Consider the following 14,885-nt stretch of genomic DNA (forward strand, 5'->3'; position numbering starts at 1 on the left):
AAAACAATACTTCCTGACAGCATGAAACAGGCGGCAGACAAAACTGCCGCCTCATACAGTATATATGAAAACCCTTGTAAAATCAATAAGAGGTTATCATCTATTTTAAACGCTGATCTCCGCCTTGACACCCAAAAGCTCTGCATTTGCATCCAGGACCGGCTTAATGACCTCCTGCAGAAACTCTTCCACCTGTTCCCTGGACCTTCCGACATACCGGGACGGCTCCATAGTGGTTTTCAGTTCCTCAAGCGTCATATTAAAAGCGGAATCAGCGGCAATCAGTTCCAGAAGGTTATTATCCCCGCCGTTCTCCTTCACATTTCTGCCAGCCTCCATGGAAAGCGTCCGAATCCTTTCATGAAGCTCCTGTCTGTCCCCTCCGGCTTTAACTGCGTCCATCATGATATTCTCCGTTGCCATGAAAGGAAGCTCAGACATCAGGCGTTTCTCGATCACCTTCGGATACACCACCAGACCATCCACCACATTCAGATACAGATCCAGGATACCGTCCACAGCCAGGAAACCCTCCGGCACGCTCAGCCGTTTGTTGGCAGAATCATCCAAAGTACGCTCAAACCACTGTGTAGAAGCCACCAGCATAGGATTCATAGCATCTGCCATCACATAGTCCGCCAGAGAAGCCATACGCTCGCTGCGCATGGGATTTCTTTTATACGCCATCGCTGAGGAGCCGATCTGGCTCTTTTCAAAGGGCTCCTCTACCTCTTTCAGGTGCTGGAGCAGACGGATATCATTGGAGAATTTATGCGCGCTCTGGGCAATCCCCGCGAGGACGTTCACCACGCGGCTGTCCACCTTTCTGGAATACGTCTGGCCTGAAACAGAGTAACAGCCGGCAAATCCCATTTTCTCCGCTATCCTTTTATCGACCTGCTTCACCTTTTCGTGGTCTCCGTCAAACAGTTCCAGGAAGCTGGCCTGGGTACCCGTAGTTCCTTTAGAGCCCAGAAGCTTCATTGTGCCGATCACATATTCCACATCCTCCAGATCCAGAATCAAATCCTGAAGCCACAGAGCAGCGCGCTTCCCCACAGTCGTCGGCTGAGCCGGCTGGAAATGAGTAAAGGCAAGAGTGGGCTGAGCCTTATACTTATCCGCGAATCCGGCCAGCTCATCTATCACATTGATGAGTTTCCTGCGTACCAGTTTAAGAGCCTCCGTCATGATGATGATATCCGTATTGTCTCCCACATAACAGGAGGTGGCCCCAAGGTGAATGATCCCCTTTGCTTTAGGGCACTGTACGCCATACGCATACACATGGGACATCACATCGTGGCGTACTTCCTTTTCTCTCTGCTTTGCCACCTCATAATTAATATCATCCTGGTGCTCTTTCAGCTCCTCAATCTGCTCCTGGGTGATATTAAGTCCCAGTTCACGTTCTGTTTCCGCCAGCGCGATCCACAGCTTCCTCCAGGTCCGGAACTTCTTGTCCGGAGAAAAAATATACTGCATCTCCCTGCTGGCATAACGCTCTGATAAAGGGCTCTGGTATCTATCGTACATATTGTATTCCTTTCCTAAACCGCTCGTTTATCGTATATATTCGCCGCGGATGTCCTCCTCGGGCGGGGCAATGGGATATTCACCGCTGAAACAGGCCGAGCATATGGGCAGTCCCTCTGCCATCTGCGGCAGCCGCTCCAGCTCCAGGTACCCCAAACTGTCGGCACCAATCTCCCTACATATTTCCTCTGTTGTCCGGCCATGGGCGATCAGCTGGTCTTCCGAAGGGATATCCGTGCCAAAATAGCATGGATGAAGAAAAGGCGGCGCGGAAATCCTCACATGGACTTCTTTTGCCCCGGCTTCTCTCAGCATGCCGACAATCCTGCCACAGGTAGTGCCGCGGACGATAGAATCGTCTACCATGACGATCCTTTTCCCCGCCACAGACTCTTTCAAGACATTCAGCTTCACCTGTACGCTGGACTCCCTGTTTTTCTGCTTGGGTTTTATGAACGTTCGTCCCACATAACTGTTCTTCACAAAGGCCGTCCCATAGGGAATACCGGACTCCTGGGCATATCCCTGTGCCGCCGCGTTTCCTGACTCCGGAACTCCAACTACCAGATCGGCCTCCACCGGATGATCTTCAGCCAAAAAGCGGCCCGCTGCAAGCCTGGCATGGTATACGCTCACACCGTCAATCCTCGTATCCGGCCTCGCAAAATAAATATATTCAAAAATACATCTTGCTTCTTTTTCAGGCGGAAGACAGAGACTCCTGTCGGACTTGATTCCTTCTTTTGTGATTGTGACAATCTCACCAGGCTTCACATCCCGTACAAATTCGGCTCCCACCGTATCCAGAGCGCAGGTCTCCGACGCCAAAATATAAGCGTTATCCCGCTTCCCGATACAAAGGGGCTTAAATCCAAAGGGGTCACGAGCTCCGATCAACTTTCTGGGGCTCATAACCACCAGGGAATAAGCGCCGGAAATCTTTTTCATGGCCAGCCTGACAGCCTCTTCCACAGTACCCGATTTCACACGCTCTCTCGCAATGTGATATGCCACTACCTCGGAATCTATCGTCGTCTGAAAGATCGCACCGCCGTACTCCAGCTCCCGGCGAAGCTCCGGCGCATTCACCAGGTTTCCATTATGGGCCAGCGCCAAAGTACCCTTAATATAATTCAGCACCAGAGGCTGTGCGTTTTCCCTGGTGCTTCCTCCTGCGGTCGAATAACGGACATGTCCCACACCAATATCACCCTGGCGAAGTTCCTCCAGTACGTCCGGAGTGAAGACCTCGCTGGCCAGGCCCATTCCTTTATAGACCTTTACTTTGCCCTTCGGGCCCTCCGTATCGCTCACTGCGATGCCGCAGCTTTCCTGTCCGCGGTGCTGGAGGGCCAAAAGGCCATAATAAATTGTAGGCGCAACATCGTTTCCGTCAAAATCATAGACTCCAAAAACTCCACATTCCTCGTGAAGCCCATCTGAATCATCGTATGTCAAATATGGCTGCTCCTGCATGAATCCTGTCCTTTCCATTCCAAAATGGATGTTTGAATATCCTGGATGACCGGGCCGGCTTTACAGGCCCAGGCGGCGGAATACTTCCTGATAAGCATCCTCTACACCGCCCATATCTCTTCTGAAGCGGTCCTTGTCAAGCTTAGCGTGGGTATTGATATCCCACAGCCTGCAGGTATCGGGAGATACTTCGTCCGCCAGAATGATATCGCCTTTATATCTGCCGAATTCAATTTTGAAATCGACCAGCTGGATATCGGCCTTTTTGAAGAAATCCACCATGATCTCATTGATCCGGAACGCCATTTTGGTGATCTTCTCTATTTCTTCTTCTGTTGCCAGCTCCAAAGCTAAGGCATAGTATTTATTAATGAAGGGATCTCCCAGATCATCATTCTTATAACTGAACTCCAGAGTAGGGCACGCAAGGACACGTCCCTCTTCAATCCCCAGTTTCTTAGAAAAACTTCCTGCGGCCACATTCCTGATGATCACTTCCAGAGGAACGATCTCAACCTTCTTTACTGCTGTCTCCCTATCGCTGAGCTCCTCGATGTAGTGGGTAGGGATACCCTCTTTTTCAAACATCTTGAACACATGGTTAGTCATGCGGTTGTTGATGACACCCTTTCCTACGATAGTACCCTTTTTCAGACCGTTGAAGGCTGTCGCATCATCTTTGTAGTCAACGATCAGGACATCCGGCTCATTGGTAGCATAAACCTTTTTTGCTTTTCCTTCATACAGTAAATCCAGTTTTTCCATTCTTTGTCTCCTCTTCTAAAGTTTAATCAACAAATACGCCCACTATCAAGCAAATTATAATATAACGCTATTAATAACGCAACCGCAAAATTCACCAAAAAAGAAATAAAGAATCCTGATTTCAGGACTCTTTATTTCAATTACTGCGGTATTCTTTAAATTATTCAGTGGCGCCTGATACATCACTGCTCGCGTCTGAACTCATGTCATCCAGGGCGTCCTTCACATCGTCGCCCACATCGTCCAGAAGACCTTCTGAGCTTTTTGTTCCGGAGGGGGCGGTACCGCCCGTGGTGTCCGTACCGTTTGTGCCGTTTGTTTCTGCGGGGCTCGTACCAGTCTTGTCTGTACTTCCCTCGCTCGTTCCGCTGTTCTTGTCGGAACCGTTCTCTCCGGCGCTTTCGGAGCCGTGGGTCTCTGCCCCGTTGGTCGTCTCCTTATTATCGTTTTTCTTGGTACCACATCCGACCACTAAAAAAGCAGACAGAAGAACCAGCGCCGTCATCATGAAAAATCGTTTTGTCTTCATAACTATTTTCTCCTTTTTACGCATTTTCTACTGTTAATATGCACATTATGGAGAAAAATACTACGTTAAATATTCCCAATTTTTTTATCAGTCAAAAAAGCTCCGGACGGTCATCCGATGACGTCGCTCATATCATAGAATCCGGCCGGTTTTCCCGCCAGGAATTTAGCGGCTTCTATGGCCCCTTTCGCAAACACAGCCTTGGAATAGGCCGTGTGCTTAAATTCTACCACCTCATCGGTACCGGCAAATATCACCTCATGCTCTCCGACAATATTTCCGCCCCGCACAGCGCTGATTCCGATTTCTTTTTTCGGGCGCTTTGACCTTTCACTAGTACGGTCATACTTATAAGCATATTCATTGTCCAAAGCCTCATTTATGGAATCTGCCAGCGCCAGTGCTGTGCCGCTGGGCGCATCCACCTTCTGGTTATGATGCTTTTCCACGATCTCAATGTCAAAGCCTGCAGGAGCCAGTGTCTGAGCCGCCTCTTTTAAAAGCTTCAGGAGCATATTGACCCCCAGGGACATATTCGCCGATTTAAGAACAGCCACTGACCTGCCCGCCTCCCGAATCTTCTCCATCTGTTCCTCAGATATCCCGGTGGTACAGATTACCACAGGAATCTGCCTTTTCACACTGTAATCCAAAAGACTGTCAATCGCTTTCGCAGAACAGAAATCAATGATGACGTCCGCTTCTTCCCGGCACGCCTCCAGTGAAGTATATACGGGATAAGTATTCTGTAAATGATCGGACAAATCGACACCGGCCACGATCTGTGCATCCGCGTCCGCAGCCAAAAGTCCCGTGATCACTTGTCCCATATGCCCATTGCAGCCATGCATGATGATTCTTGTCATATTCTCTCTCCTTTATGGACGGATGCGCCGGCATCCCGTCATGTCTTTAGGTTTGCCGGCGTTTGTTTTCCTGTTTGTTTTATGCGTTCAGCAAAAGGCCATAATCCGTCATGGCTTTCTTCAGTTTCTCAACATTCTCCGGCTCCATGGGGGACAAAGGTCCGCGGAGCGGCCCGCATTCTTTTCCCATCAGGTTCATGGCTGTTTTCACCGGAATCGGATTCACCTCGCAGAAAAGGGCATCAATCAGAGGAAGGGCATCCAGCTGCATTTTCGAGCTTTCCGCCACCCGTCCTTCCAGGAAATTCATGACAATATCATGAGTCTGCCTGGGAGCGACATTGGCCAGAACTGAAATCACACCGATTCCTCCCAGTGACAAAAGCGGTACGATCTGGTCGTCATTTCCTGAATATATATCCAGACATCCGTCTGCCAAATGAGCCAGTTTCGCAATCTGGGAAATATTTCCGCAGGCTTCTTTGATTCCTACGATGTTCGGCACATGTTTCGCCAGGTATACTGCTGTCTCCGGCAGAACATTGCAGCCGGTGCGGCTGGGAACGTTATAAAGTATGATCGGAATCTTCACCGCCTCAGCCACCGCGGTGAAATGAGCGATCAGTCCTTTCTGCGTCGCCTTATTATAATAAGGGGTCACCTGCAGAAGGCCGTCCGCTCCCCGCTTCTCGGCTTCCACAGACAGATAGACCGCAGTCTGGGTACAATTGGAACCGGTGCCCGCAACTACAGGTACCCGTCCGTTCACCACCTTCACTGTGTGCCCGATAACGTCAAGATGCTCTTCATGGGTGAGAGTAGATGCCTCGCCTGTCGTTCCGCAGATAATGATACTGTCTATGCCGCCTGCGATCTGTTCTTCCAAAAGCTCCGTCAGTTTTTCATAATTTACACTTCCGTCTTTATGAAAAGGGGTTACAATCGCTACACCTGCTCCTTTGAATATTGCCATCTTTTTTCCTCCTTCACATTAATAATTTCCCATTTAATACCACCAGGATCCGCCTCCTTCAAAGGCCCTTTGTGTCACAGAAAAATCCAGAAAATTTCTCCATATCACAAAACAGAGCTGACCAGAAGGCCAGCTCTAAAGATTCTATGACCAGCACGAAAAAGTTCTCATGCTGAAATCCTTTAAGTAGCGCTCCATCCGGCTGGATGACAGTCATATAGCTCTTAACCATACGCCCAGGAACTCCTATTCAGGCTATTCGTCCCTTCGGCGTTCTTCCCTTTCTCCCGGCTTCTTCTATGCCTGTACATATCAGCCAGCATACTGATGAAAAACGCAACCTCTACATTTGTTATTCAATTTATCAGTTTTGGTCATCATAACACCAAAATATGGCATTGTCAACCTGTCATCAACAGGATTTCTTAATATCCTCCGAATCGATCCTGGAAATACTGTCCACACAGCCATAAAGCTCATCGGGGAAGACGATTCCCGTCATGATCACATCCACATCGTCATCCTTCGCCTCCAGAAGCTTCGCGATATCGGCCGCCTCAATAATGCCGTAATCCACCAAACCCAGTATCTCATCCAGGATGAGCACATCACAATCCCTGGTGGAAAGCACCTTCTTGGCAAAGTTCACGCCGTTGCGCATATTTGTGACTTCCTCTTTTCTCTCTTCTGAAGAAAGCTCAGAGAAAGGCTTATCGGATTTCTCAAAGGAAAAAACCTTGATCTCCGGTTCCAGGCGCTTACTCATTTCATTTTCTTCGTTCCTGCCTTTCAGAAACTGGATGATCACGATATTCTTATTGCGTCCGGCCGCTTTCACTGCCAGGCCTATGGCACAGGCGCTTTTTCCGCTTCCTTCTCCGCATAAAACATGAACGATTCCTTTTTTCATGGGTCCCCCTCCAGGTTCCACTCGTCGTATATCTCTTACATTTTACCACCGTTTGCCAGATATTGCAACTTTATTCTACCCATTCCAGCTTGCTGACGGATACTTCATAAGCCACCCTCTTCTCACTTTCCGTTTCATTGATCCGTTTTACGTACTCACGGCTCTGTACACGGCCCCATACACAGATTCTGCTCCCCACTTCAAAGCCTGACGCGTATCTCGCGTTCCGCCCCCAGGCAATACAGGGAATATAGTCGGATTTTCCATACGGACGGTTCACAGCCACCAAGAGGTCTGCTATTTCACGTCCCAGAGGCGTTTTTCTGTAAATCGGCGCCTTGCATATGTATCCATCGAGAAAAATCTGATTTGTTTTTGTATAATCGTTGAACTCTTCCAAAAAAGCAATCTCTCTTACAAATACGGATAAGACCAGACGGTTCTTTGTTCCCTCATGTCTGTTATAGGAACGGAACTGTCCGGTGGCCTCCACCAGCATCCCTGCGTAGTCCCCCGTGATGTCGATCAGGCGTTCCGAGATAAGAAGCGGGATGACATCTGTCTGATCGCTCAGGCGGTTGATAGAGATATCCGTCAGGTAAAAGCCCTCGCCAAACACTTCGTGGCTGAAGGTGAACCCCGATATGATTTCTCCGATTACGGTGACTTTGTTGTTCTCCATGATTTTCTCTGGCATTAGTATTTCTCCTTTCAACACTGTTTCGTCCTTTTGATTACCTGGTAATTCAGGCTAATATTATGTGTATTCCTCAACTGGGAATTTTATACATAAATTTTTAAATTTTTCTTCATTTACTTTTATCACTGGGTATACTACAATATATGGTAGCGTTTTGGAAAATTTCAAACTATCTGTTTTAATTGAGGAGAACTTATGATTTCTGTTGATATCATTGTTCCCTGTTATAACGAAGAAGAGGTATTGGAGACCTTTTACAAAGTCACCGAAGAGACCGTTTCTGCCATGGCAGGGTACCAGTTTACTTATATCTTTGTGGATGACGGCAGCGGGGACACCACACTGGCCAAAATACACACCTTGGCAAAGGTACACGCCAATGTCCGCTATCTCTCTTTTTCCAGGAATTTTGGAAAGGAAGCCGCTATGTTCGCCGGTCTTCAGCACTCTTCCGGCGACCTGGTCATCGTCATGGACGCCGACCTGCAGCATCCTCCCGCCATGATTCCGGAAATGATGAAAGGCATCGAGGAGGGGTATGACTGTGCCGCCGCTATGCGCTCCACCAGGCAGGGAGAGTCGCGGTTTCGAAGTGTATTTTCTAATCTCTTCTATAAGATAAGCAACAAAATGTCCGATGTCAAAATGCCTCAGGCTGCCGTGGATTTTCGTATCATGACAAGGCAGATGGTCAATTCCATCCTGAAACTGTCAGAGGTAGAACGGTTCTCCAAGGGGATTTTTGCATGGGTCGGTTATGAGACCAAATGGTATCCGTATGAAAATGTAGAACGGACCATGGGAACTACTAAATGGAGCTTCAAGGGCCTTTTTAAATATGCCATCGACGGAATCACCTCCTTTTCTATTTCTCCTCTCCGCCTGGTATCCGGCATGGGTTTTCTGATCTCCATCGTTGCATTTGTTTATATCATCGTCACCTTGATCCAAACCCTTATCTTTGGAATTGATGTGCCGGGTTATGTGACGACTTTGTGCGCCGTCTTGTTTTTAGGCGGCATTATCGAGCTCTCCATCGGCATTCTGGGAGAATATATCGCCCATATTTATATGGAGGCCAAGGACAGGCCCATATACATCGTCAAACAGAGCAACATAGAAGACAGCAAGGAAAGCGGAGACAGCAGGTGACGCCGCCCCTTCCGCATTCTCATAATGAAAGAAAGGCAGTTTCGACATGACAAGACGTAAATTCCGCCAAAAGACCACCATGCTGGAGAAAGCTCCCTTTCTCCTTTCCTTTTTTATTCCTGTTCTGATCATGCTGGGTATTTTCATCCAGAGGCAGATCTTCCCTTTTGGGGACAACAGCTTTCTGCGAACGGATATGTATCATCAGTATGCCCCCTTCATGAATGAATTCATGGAAAAGCTGAAAACGGGCGGCAGCCTGAGCTACTCCTGGAACATCGGCATGGGCTCCAATTTCACCGCCCTTTATGCCTACTACCTGGCCAGTCCGGTCAATTGGCTCGCTATTTTGGTGCCTCAAAGCCTGATGATCGAATTCATGTCCTATATGATTGTTTTAAAGATCGGACTCTGCGGTTTCACCTTCTGCTATTATCTGAGCAGGCATTTTAAGACAAGAGATCTGGGCATTTCCTTTTTTTCCATTTTTTACGCGCTGTCCGCCTATATGGCCGCCTACAGCTGGAATATCATGTGGCTGGACTGCCTGATACTTGCCCCTCTTGTACTCCTGGGGCTGGAGCGTCTGGTAAAAGAGGACAATTGCTTATTGTACTGCATTACACTGGGACTGTCTATCATTTCTAACTATTATATTTCAATTATGATGTGCATTTTCATGGTTCTGTATTTCATCGCTTTGATGATCATGGAGCCTTCTCACCAGGATGTGAAAACCGCGGCATCCGACGGTTCCGTTTCCATGGTAAAAAAGAGGACTCCTTACCTGAAAAAATGCGTAAACTTCGGCGTATACTCTCTTCTGGCAGGAGGGCTGGCCGCCTTTCTCCTGATACCCGTCCTGTTTGCGCTGAAGATGACGGCATCCGGAGATATAAATATTCCCAAGACTCTTACGTCTTATTTTTCCTGTTTCGAGATGATAGCCCGCCATTTTGTCAACGTAAAAGTAGAGATTGGCCTCGACCATTGGCCCAATATATACTGTGGAGTCGCCGTGCTGTTGTTTTTCCCTCTGTACATGATGAACAAAAAAATTCCCAAAAAGGAAAAAGCAGTAAAAGGCGTGCTGCTGTTCATCATGCTCATCGGCTTCTCCCTTAACATCCCGAACTTCATATGGCACGGTTTCCATTTCCCCAACAGTCTGCCCGCCCGGCAGTCCTTCCTGTATATCGCCATACTGCTGACGATGTGCTATGAGGGCTACCGCAACATCAGGGCAAATACTTCGGCTCAGTTTTTTGGAAGCTTCTGGGGCGTTGTCATCTTTATTTTTCTCTGTGAAGCCATCATCACGGAAGAGACCTTTTCTTTTAAAGAATATTATGTGACCCTGTTTTTCATATGTCTCTATGCCTTACTACTATATTACTACAAAAAAGGCAAAGCATGGGCACCTACTCTCGCAATTTTAGCGGTTGCCGTCATTTCAGTGGAAGCCAGCATGAATACCGCTCTCACCAGCGTCACCACCACCAGCCGGGTCTCCTACCTGGAAAACCAGGCTTCTTACCAGACGCTGGCAGAAAAAATAGAAAAAGAAGATACCAGCCTGTTTCGCATCGAAAAAGACAACCGGAAGACAAAGAATGATGCCGCGCTGGCGGATTACCATTCGGCTTCCCTGTTTTCTTCTACGGCCAATGCCCACATCAGCGATCTGTATAAAGCCCTTGGTCTGGAAGGAAACACTAACGCATACAGCTATACCGGCGCTACTCCTTTTTCTTCGGCACTTTTGGGTGTCAAATACACACTGTCCCTCAAAGAGCTTGACAGCGACTTATATACTCTTCAGGATGAGGACGGAAATGTAAACCTCTATAAAAACCGGTATTCTCTTCCCATCGGTTTTATGCTCCCCGCGGACATGTCGGACCGTTGGGACTACAAGATCCTGAATCCGGTGGAGGCGCAGAATTCCTTTGCCACCGCCGCCACTAAATGCGGCAGTATCTTTGTCTCGGCTCAGGGCGGTTCCTCGTCCATCGGACAATACACCCTGACCATCGAAGAGAGCGGTTTCTATTATATTGACGTGACCAACTCTTCTATTAAAGACGTAAGCGTAACGATGGGCACAAGTACCAAGGACTTTTCCAATGTGGACAGGGGCTATCTGCTGGATCTTGGAAAATGCACGGCAGGGACTACTATCACGCTGACCACAGAACAGGATGAGCAGAATTTTACCGCGGCGGCATACCGTCTGGATATCAATCAGCTGAATAATTGCATGAATGCGCTGAACAGCCAGCCCTTCATCACCGACCAATATACGGATACCTATCTGTCCGGCCGGGTAACGGCTAAGGAGGACGGTCTTCTCTATACCTCCATCGCATATGAAAAGGGATGGACCGTAAAGGTGGATGGTGTAGAAGTGGAACCGCAGCTGTTTGCTGATACCATGATTGCGGTATCTCTGACAGAGGGCACTCATTCCCTGGAATTTTCCTATGAGCCGGACGGTCTGACAAAGGGAATCCTGATCTCTCTCGCATCCTTGATCCTCTTATGTATTTTGACCGCCGGAACCTATGCGGCAAGAAAAAAGCGGACGGCGGCTGCCGATATTGAGACAGAAACAGAAAATCAAAAGAAAGAGACAAATGATACGGGAGATACCCCGGAAAAGTAAGAAAGGATGGATTTCACCATGAAGCTTTGGGGAGGACGTTTTACGAAAGAAGAAAACGAATTAGTCAATCATTTCAACGCATCTATCTCATTTGACCAAAGATTCTACAGACAGGATATCCGCGGCAGCATCGCCCATGTGACCATGCTGGCCAAACAGAAAATTTTAACGGATGAAGAAAAAGCACAGATCGTGGAGGGGCTTGAGCACATCCTCTCCGATGTGGAAAACGGGCTCCTCTCCATTGACCCTGCCGCAGAAGATATTCACAGCTTCGTAGAAGCCACTCTCATTGAGAGGATTGGTGACGTGGGAAAAAAACTCCACACCGGCCGAAGCCGCAACGACCAGGTCGCCCTGGACATGAAGCTCTATGTACGGGACGAGATCGGAGAACTGAATTTCCTGGTAAAAGAGCTTCTTCAAGCTATTCTCAAGATCATGGAGGAAAATCTCACCGCCTACATGCCCGGCTTCACCCATCTGCAGAAAGCGCAGCCTGTGACCGTCGCCCACCACTTCGGAGCGTATTTTGAAATGTTTCTTCGTGACAGAAGCCGTCTTTTCGATATCCGAAAACGGATGAACACCTGCCCCCTTGGCGCCGGAGCCCTGGCGGGCACCACGTATCCTCTGGATCGGGAATACACCGCAGCTCTTCTGGACTTTGACTGCGCCACCAGAAACAGCATGGATTCTGTATCAGACCGGGATTATCTCATCGAGCTGGCCAGCGCCATGGCAACTATCATGATGCATCTGAGCCGATTCTCTGAGGAGATCATCCTTTGGAATTCCAATGAATATCAGTTTGTAGAGCTGGATGACGCATACAGCACCGGAAGCAGCATAATGCCGCAGAAAAAAAATCCAGATATTGCCGAACTGGTCCGGGGCAAAACGGGCCGCGTGTATGGCGCGCTGACATCCATCCTGACCACGATGAAAGGGATTCCCCTCGCTTATAACAAAGACATGCAGGAAGACAAGGAAATGATCTTCGACGCGATTGATACCACAAAGGGCTGTCTCGGCCTATTCACAGGTATGATCTCCACGATGAAATTCCACAAAGACATCATGAAAAAAAGCGCTGCAAAAGGCTTCACCAACGCCACGGACGCCGCCGACTATCTGGTGAACCACGGGATACCCTTCCGAGATGCCCACGGAATCGTAGGCCGGCTGGTCTTATATTGTCTGGATAAGGGAATTTCTCTGGATGATATGAGTCTGGAAGAGTACAAGGCAATCAGCCCTGTTTTTGAAAAAGATATTTATGACGCCATCAGCCTGAAGACCTGTGTGGATAGGCGGACCACCTTGGGAGCGCCCGGCCCGTCTGTTATGGAACAGGTCATCAAGAGCTATCAAAAAATGCTCATAGAAGAATAAAGAAATGAGTTATGATCCGGAGGGCCGCGATGGAACACCATCGCGGCCCTCCGAATCACTTTATCCATATACTACCCGAAATGTCCTGCCGTCTTTTACAGCTTGGCCAGCTCCTTATACTGCTCTTTCAGGCATCCATAGAGACTCTTATAAATCTCATGGTATTTTTCATACTGTTCTGTATTTCCGGGAATCGGATCACAGGACTTGTCCGTATGAATCATTTTCTCGCAGGCGGCTTCCACACTCTCATAAATACCTGCCCCTACTCCGGCCAGTATGGCGACTCCCAATGCCGGCCCTTCCTTCGCGGCTACTGTCTTAACAGTACACCCGTACATATCAGCCAGCATCTGCCTCCAAACGGCGCTCCTTCCTCCGCCGCCGCAGGCCATCATATCGTCCACGGTGACTCCCATTTCTCTCAGGATATCATTGCAGTCCTTCATGGAATAAGATACTCCCTCCATCACCGCACGAAGCATATCCTTTCTAGTATGGATGGCTGACAGACCAAAGAACACGCCTCTGCAGTCAGGATCCAGATGCGGGGTCCTCTCTCCCATCAGATACGGCAGATAAATCAGCCTGTTCGCTCCCAGAGGCACACTTTCAACATCCTGGTTGATATAGTCGTAAGCATCACAGCCCTCTTCCTCCGCCTTTTTCATATAGTCCTGGCAGAAATTATTCCGGAACCACTGCAGGGAAAGGCCCGCGCCCTGAGTCACGCCCATTACATGCCAGCAGCCGGGAACGGCGCAGCAGAAGGTATGGACTCTGCCCTTTGGATCAATGGTCACATTTTTACTATGCGCGAACACTACGCCGCTGGTTCCAATGGTAGTAAATGCCTTCCCATCCCTGACCACTCCTGTTCCCACAGCTGCCGCAGCGTTGTCCCCCGCTCCGCCGACTACGACCGTTTTTTCCGAAAGCCCGGTCATCTCTGCAATCTCAGGCAAAATAGTTCCCGTCACCTCCGGCGATTCATAGACTTTTGCCAGCAGGGCCTTGTCTATTTCCAGCTTTTCCAGGACTTCGTCGGACCAGCAGCGATTGGGCACATCCAAAAGCTGCATTCCTGACGCATCGGAAACCTCTGTTGCGTATTCACCAGTAAGAATCAGACGAACGTAATCCTTGGGAAGCAGGATATGCCGGCATTTTGCATAGTTCTCCGGCTCATGGTTCCTCACCCACAGAATCTTCGACGCGGTAAAACCGGTCAGCGCAGGATTCGCCGTAATCTCTATCATGCGCTCCGCTCCCACCTTCTGCGTCATTTCTTCGCATTCTTTGGCTGTCCTCTGGTCACACCAGATTATGGACGGACGAATCACCTTGTCGTCCTCATCCAGCATGACCAGGCCGTGCATCTGCCCGGAAATGCCTATCCCCTTGATATCTTTACCGGCCACACCGGACTGCTTTACAACCTTTGTAATGGTTTCCAGTGCTGCGTCCTTCCAGTCCTCCGGCTTCTGTTCCGCCCATCCGTTCTGAGGCTGATACATGGGGTACTCCTGCGATGCGGAAGCGATCACATTGCCGTCTTCATCAAACAGCACCGTTTTCGTCGCAGAAGTGCCTAAATCAATTCCAATTAAATAATTCATCACATTTCCTCCAAAATTTATGATTCTTTTGCCTCGGGCTTCTTACACCTGAATTTAATTTGATTTTATCACAAAAGTCTGGTTTTGACCACATCTTCCAGCGCCTCTATGGCACACCGGGACCTGCAGGCGTCATAGCATCCAATATCCACACTGACCGCGCAGCCGCAGGCATTTCTCTGATTTTTGTCCTTTTTGAGCCGCAGCGGTCTGTCTCCCAGAATCTTAAATTTTTCTCTATGCCACACAGGCGTGTGATCCCGGCTGAAGAGCATCGGATCGTAACGCCAGATCATCCG

13 protein-coding genes and 1 riboswitch are annotated in these 14,885 nt (G+C 48.8%); of the genes, 3 read left to right on the forward strand and 10 right to left on the reverse strand.

All coding sequences use genetic code 11. The features are described from left to right. Window positions 1-105 precede the first annotated feature (105 nt). The 8 genes from purB to LQE92_RS05320 form a co-directional block, all read right to left on the reverse strand. A complete protein-coding gene (gene purB / locus LQE92_RS05280; RefSeq protein ID WP_231061958.1) occupies window positions 106-1,536 on the reverse strand; it encodes an adenylosuccinate lyase in 1,431 nt (476 codons plus the stop codon). A 27-nt stretch (window positions 1,537-1,563) separates the two neighbouring features. Beyond that, complete coding sequence (gene purF / locus LQE92_RS05285; RefSeq protein ID WP_231061959.1) at window positions 1,564-3,012, reverse strand: amidophosphoribosyltransferase; 1,449 nt, start codon at window positions 3,010-3,012, stop codon at window positions 1,564-1,566. Window positions 3,013-3,072: 60 nt separating this feature from the next. Further along, window positions 3,073-3,777: a phosphoribosylaminoimidazolesuccinocarboxamide synthase gene (purC, locus tag LQE92_RS05290; protein WP_147596076.1), complete on the reverse strand. Its 705-nt coding sequence runs from the start codon at window positions 3,775-3,777 to the stop codon at window positions 3,073-3,075. Window positions 3,778-3,937: 160 nt separating this feature from the next. Beyond that, window positions 3,938-4,306, reverse strand: a complete 369-nt coding sequence (locus tag LQE92_RS05295) for a hypothetical protein (RefSeq protein ID WP_231061960.1) — start codon at window positions 4,304-4,306, stop codon at window positions 3,938-3,940. A gap of 110 nt (window positions 4,307-4,416) precedes the next feature. Beyond that, window positions 4,417-5,172 carry a 4-hydroxy-tetrahydrodipicolinate reductase gene (gene dapB / locus LQE92_RS05300; protein ID WP_231061961.1) on the reverse strand — a complete coding sequence of 252 codons (756 nt, stop codon included), beginning with the start codon at window positions 5,170-5,172 and terminating at the stop codon, window positions 4,417-4,419. Window positions 5,173-5,251: 79 nt separating this feature from the next. Further along, window positions 5,252-6,145, reverse strand: a complete 894-nt coding sequence (dapA, locus tag LQE92_RS05305; RefSeq protein ID WP_231061962.1) for a 4-hydroxy-tetrahydrodipicolinate synthase — start codon at window positions 6,143-6,145, stop codon at window positions 5,252-5,254. 179 nt (window positions 6,146-6,324) lie between these two features. Then, a riboswitch (Lysine riboswitch) is annotated at window positions 6,325-6,499 on the reverse strand. A gap of 58 nt (window positions 6,500-6,557) precedes the next feature. Then, window positions 6,558-7,055 (reverse strand): cob(I)yrinic acid a,c-diamide adenosyltransferase, encoded by a 498-nt coding sequence (locus LQE92_RS05315; RefSeq protein ID WP_231061964.1) that lies wholly within the window; start codon window positions 7,053-7,055, stop codon window positions 6,558-6,560. A 70-nt stretch (window positions 7,056-7,125) separates the two neighbouring features. Next, window positions 7,126-7,752 (reverse strand): single-stranded DNA-binding protein, encoded by a 627-nt coding sequence (locus LQE92_RS05320; protein WP_231061965.1) that lies wholly within the window; start codon window positions 7,750-7,752, stop codon window positions 7,126-7,128. 198 nt (window positions 7,753-7,950) lie between these two features. Here LQE92_RS05320 and LQE92_RS05325 point away from each other — a divergent pair, with 198 nt between their 5' ends. From LQE92_RS05325 to argH, 3 genes are read left to right on the forward strand one after another with little or no spacing between them, the layout of a single operon-like run. Continuing rightward, window positions 7,951-8,907: a glycosyltransferase family 2 protein gene (locus LQE92_RS05325; protein ID WP_231061966.1), complete on the forward strand. Its 957-nt coding sequence runs from the start codon at window positions 7,951-7,953 to the stop codon at window positions 8,905-8,907. A gap of 46 nt (window positions 8,908-8,953) precedes the next feature. Next, complete coding sequence (locus LQE92_RS05330; RefSeq protein ID WP_231061967.1) at window positions 8,954-11,572, forward strand: YfhO family protein; 2,619 nt, start codon at window positions 8,954-8,956, stop codon at window positions 11,570-11,572. Between the two features lie 18 nt (window positions 11,573-11,590). After that, window positions 11,591-12,967: an argininosuccinate lyase gene (gene argH, locus LQE92_RS05335; RefSeq protein WP_231061968.1), complete on the forward strand. Its 1,377-nt coding sequence runs from the start codon at window positions 11,591-11,593 to the stop codon at window positions 12,965-12,967. Window positions 12,968-13,062: 95 nt separating this feature from the next. On the opposite strand, the gene xylB is transcribed toward argH, so the two are convergent. Together xylB and LQE92_RS05345 are read right to left on the reverse strand one after the other, a co-directional pair. After that, window positions 13,063-14,586: a xylulokinase gene (gene xylB, locus LQE92_RS05340; RefSeq protein WP_231061969.1), complete on the reverse strand. Its 1,524-nt coding sequence runs from the start codon at window positions 14,584-14,586 to the stop codon at window positions 13,063-13,065. 68 nt (window positions 14,587-14,654) lie between these two features. Then, window positions 14,655-14,882 (reverse strand): DUF1848 family protein, encoded by a 228-nt coding sequence (locus LQE92_RS05345; RefSeq protein ID WP_231061970.1) that lies wholly within the window; start codon window positions 14,880-14,882, stop codon window positions 14,655-14,657. Window positions 14,883-14,885: the final 3 nt, after the last annotated feature.

It is taken from the genome of Lientehia hominis (assembly GCF_021044755.1).
GTDB classification, from domain to species: Bacteria; Bacillota; Clostridia; order Lachnospirales; family Lachnospiraceae; genus Lientehia; species Lientehia hominis.